The following is a 3,679-nucleotide window of genomic DNA, read 5'->3' as shown; positions in this document are numbered from 1 at the left end:
CGCTTCTCATTACTCCCACATCTTTTGAATACTCTAACATCTCTTGCATATCTTTAAACTGACAAGTACAATCTGCAAATTTCAAAAACTTATCTGGCATATGTATCTTATGTTGTTCTATCTTTATTCTTAACTCATCTCTAATTTTAACCCCTTTTAAAATCTCTTCTATTATTGCCTCATTATCAAAATTAGCATTTGTAATTGTCATAAACAAAGAATTAACTATCCAAAAATGCATATTATGATCAAATACATATTTCCCCTCTAGTAGTGTCATATATGATGATACTGATTTAGAAACATATAACAACAAATCTTCTAATTTTGCTGTCTCCTCTTCTTTTCCACAAACACCTTTTATTGTACAGCCTTTATTCATTACTGTTTCTTGACATTGATAGCAAAACATCGACATATCTTCCCTCCTAATATTTTATACCTATTTATTATTTTATTTTGATATTTTTCCTTTTTTTTTATATAATTAAATATAGAAATAAATTTAAATAAGGAGATTTTATGAAAAACTTTTTAGAAGGTGTTATAAATAGAAATAACGACAAAAGTGATATGGGTAAAGTTGCGGATTATATTCCTGGATTAAGTCATGCAAATAAAAACCATATTGGAATTTGTATTATTAATTCTAATAATGAAATAACACAAGCTGGAGATACCAATATTAAGTTTACAATACAAAGTATATCTAAGCCACTAACGTTAATGCTTGCTTTATTAGATAGAGGTGAAAAATATGTTTTTTCCAAAGTAGGAATGGAATCTACTGGAGATGCTTTTAACTCTATTAAAAAATTAGAAACTGGAAAAATGAGAAAACCTTTCAATCCTATGATTAATGCTGGAGCAATTGAAGTTTGTTCAATGATAAAGGGAGAAGATGGAGAAAAAAAATTTAAAAGAGTTCTTGATTTTTTTAGAATAATATCTGAAAATAATACTTTGAATATTAATGAAGAGGTTTTTTTAGGAGAGAAAGAAACTGGAAACAGAAATCGTGCAATGGGATATTTTTTAAAAGGGGAAGGATTAATTACAGGAGATGTTGAAGAAGTATTAGATATTTATTTTAAACAATGTTCTATTGAAATTACAGCAATTGATTTGGCTAAAATAGGATTATTTCTAGCAAGAGGTGGTGTCTTGTCTACTGGTGAAAGAATCGTCAGTGAACATATTGCTACAATAGCTAAAACTTTAATGGCTACTTGTGGAATGTATGATGGCTCTGGAGAATTTGCAATTAAAGTTGGAATTCCATCAAAATCTGGTGTGGGTGGTGGAATCCTTTCTGTTGTTCCTGGTAAAATGGGAATTGGAGTATTTGGTCCAGCTTTAGATACAAAAGGGAATTCTATTGCTGGAATAGCTGTTTTAGAAGAAATTGCAGAAAATTTTAAATTTAGTATATTTTAAGGAGTAAATTATATGTTTAAATATTTCGATGATAAAGTTATAAAAACTGCTCTTGGAGCATTTTTAGCCTGTTTTATTGCATCACATCTTAACCTAAAGTATAGTTTAACTGCTGGAATTGTTGCTATTATTTCAATTCAAACAACTAAATCTTCAGGTCTTAGAATTGCATTTGAACGTTTTTTAGCTGTTTTATTAGGACTTAGCATTTTTATTATTTTTGTTTATTTTTTAGGGTTTCATTACTCTAGTTTAAGTATTTTTATATTAGTATTTATGCCTCTTTGTATAAAGTTTAATCTGCTTCAGGGATTTCTTGTAACAATAGTTTTATCAACTCATATTCTTGGATATAAATCTATTGAACCTCATTTTTTATTTAATGAATTTTTACTTCTTGCTGTTGGTTTATTTATTGGAAATATTTTAAATCTATATATGCCTACAAATGAAAAAGAAATTGAGAAAATAAAAATTGAAATTGAGAATATTATTATTGATATTTTAACAGATACATCTGAAACTTTAAAATGTACTTGTGTTTCAATTAATGAAGAACATAATTTCCAAAGTTTAAAAAGTAAATTAGAAGAGGGTAGAAAATTTTCTCTTTTAGATTACGACAATTCTTTTTTTGATAAATGTGATAAAGACTTAAATTATTTTTCAATGAGAAGACGTCAATATAGAATTTTAAAAAGAATTAGGGTATATTTTAAAAGATTATATATAACATATGATCACAGTTTAGTTTTATCTGAATTTATTGCTCATGTTGCAAAAAATATACATAGTTATGAAAATCCTTGTACACTTTTAGAAGAACATAATGAATTAAAAGTTATTTTTTCTAAAATGTCACTTCCAGAAACAAGAGAAGAGTTTGAAAATAGAGCTACTTTATTTCAACTTTTACAAGAGATTGAGGAATTTATTAATGCTAAAGTGGAATATTTAAAGATTTAATTATATATTCATTAATCAAAGTTAGGGGGATGCTTTATGATAAAAAGAAAAAAATTTTATAATGGTGTTATTTTTGATTATTTCTTTAACAATAAAAAAATAGGGACATGTACATTATTAAAGTATCAACACCAATATCAAATAGAAAAAATTTTTATACTTAAAGAGTATAGATTTTCTGATTTAGGTAGCAAACTATTAAAAGAAGTTATCAATTATTTAGTTGATATTGATATTGACGAAGTTCAAATTAAAGCTCCTCATGAATTAAAATTATTTTTTATAAAAAATGGTTTTAAAGAAGTTGAACATGAGATTTTTATTGCTAAAAATTTATTAAAAGATAAAAAAAGAATGAAAGAGGGATTATTTGTTACTTTTGTTACTTTATTTTTAAATGTTTTTCTAGCTTTAGTTAAGATTACTGGAGGTTATCTTGGAAACAGTAAAGCTTTGATCGCTGATGGAATTCATACTATTTCTGATATTGGTACTTCTATTATTGTTTTTTTCACTTTAAAATATTCTTCTCAACCTCACGATAGTGAGCATCCTTTTGGTCATGGAAAACTAGAGTATATATCCTCTCTTATTGTAAGTTTGGTTATGATTTTAAGTGGTTGGGAAATATTTTATGATAATTTTTTTTCACTTTATAATAAAGAAATTTTTGTTAAACCTAATTTTTTACTAATTTATATTAGTGCTTTTACTATTATAATTAAATTTTTTATGTATAAGTATAAATTAAAAGAGGCTAAAAGGTTAAATAGCAATGCTCTTCTTTCTGATGCTATTGAACATCGCCAAGACATTATATCTTCTATAGCTGTTCTTATAGGTATTGGATCAGCCATATATATAAATCCTCTATTTGACCCTTTAGCAGGAATAGTTGTTTCTATTTATATGTTTAAAGAGGGATGGGAGTTATTAAAAGAATCATCACATTTAATTATGGATATTCAAGATAAAAAATTCATTGAAGAGATTGAATTCTATCTATGCTCATTAAAAAATATACATAATGTACATGGGATTTTATTACAACCTGTTGGTAATAAATGTAATTTATATTTCCATGTTCGTCTTGATGAAAATATAACTATAAAAGAGAGTTACTCAATAATAACTGATCTTGTTATTAAACTAAAAAATACATTTCATTCATTAGATCAAGTTATTATCCAAGTAGACCCTTTATTTAACACAACAAACGAGGAGAATTCTCTATGAATGATAAAAATAATAGAAAAATAAATTATTTACGATTATC

At 25.7% G+C, this 3,679-nt stretch carries 3 protein-coding genes and 1 pseudogene; 3 read left to right on the top strand and 1 reads right to left on the bottom strand.

Features of this window, described 5'->3' with window-relative positions; all coding sequences use genetic code 11:
* Positions 1-418: pseudogene (locus tag Q0V09_RS09060) on the bottom strand (hydroxylamine reductase); the annotation flags it as partial.
* A 104-nt stretch (positions 419-522) separates the two neighbouring features.
* Between Q0V09_RS09060 and glsA the strand changes: the two are divergent.
* From glsA to Q0V09_RS09045, 3 genes are read left to right on the top strand one after another with little or no spacing between them, the layout of a single operon-like run.
* Positions 523-1,437 (top strand): glutaminase A, encoded by a 915-nt coding sequence (glsA, locus tag Q0V09_RS09055; RefSeq protein WP_297488718.1) that lies wholly within the window; start codon positions 523-525, stop codon positions 1,435-1,437.
* 12 nt (positions 1,438-1,449) lie between these two features.
* Positions 1,450-2,403 (top strand): aromatic acid exporter family protein, encoded by a 954-nt coding sequence (locus Q0V09_RS09050; RefSeq protein WP_297404913.1) that lies wholly within the window; start codon positions 1,450-1,452, stop codon positions 2,401-2,403.
* 36 nt (positions 2,404-2,439) lie between these two features.
* Positions 2,440-3,639, top strand: a complete 1,200-nt coding sequence (locus Q0V09_RS09045; protein WP_297404915.1) for a cation diffusion facilitator family transporter — start codon at positions 2,440-2,442, stop codon at positions 3,637-3,639.
* Positions 3,640-3,679: the final 40 nt, after the last annotated feature.

This window comes from uncultured Cetobacterium sp. (assembly GCF_947039425.1).
Taxonomy (GTDB): Bacteria; Fusobacteriota; Fusobacteriia; order Fusobacteriales; family Fusobacteriaceae; genus Cetobacterium_A.
This window is presented reverse-complemented; position numbering and strand designations above follow the sequence as displayed.

What these genes read in the sequence shown, in the direction of transcription:
- Q0V09_RS09050 (WP_297404913.1), top strand. Translation starts at nt 1,450, where the DNA reads ATGTTTAAATATTTCGATGATAAAGTTATAAAAACTGCTCTTGGAGCA.
- glsA (WP_297488718.1), top strand. Translation starts at nt 523, where the DNA reads ATGAAAAACTTTTTAGAAGGTGTTATAAATAGAAATAACGACAAAAGT.
- Q0V09_RS09045 (WP_297404915.1), top strand. Translation starts at nt 2,440, where the DNA reads ATGATAAAAAGAAAAAAATTTTATAATGGTGTTATTTTTGATTATTTC.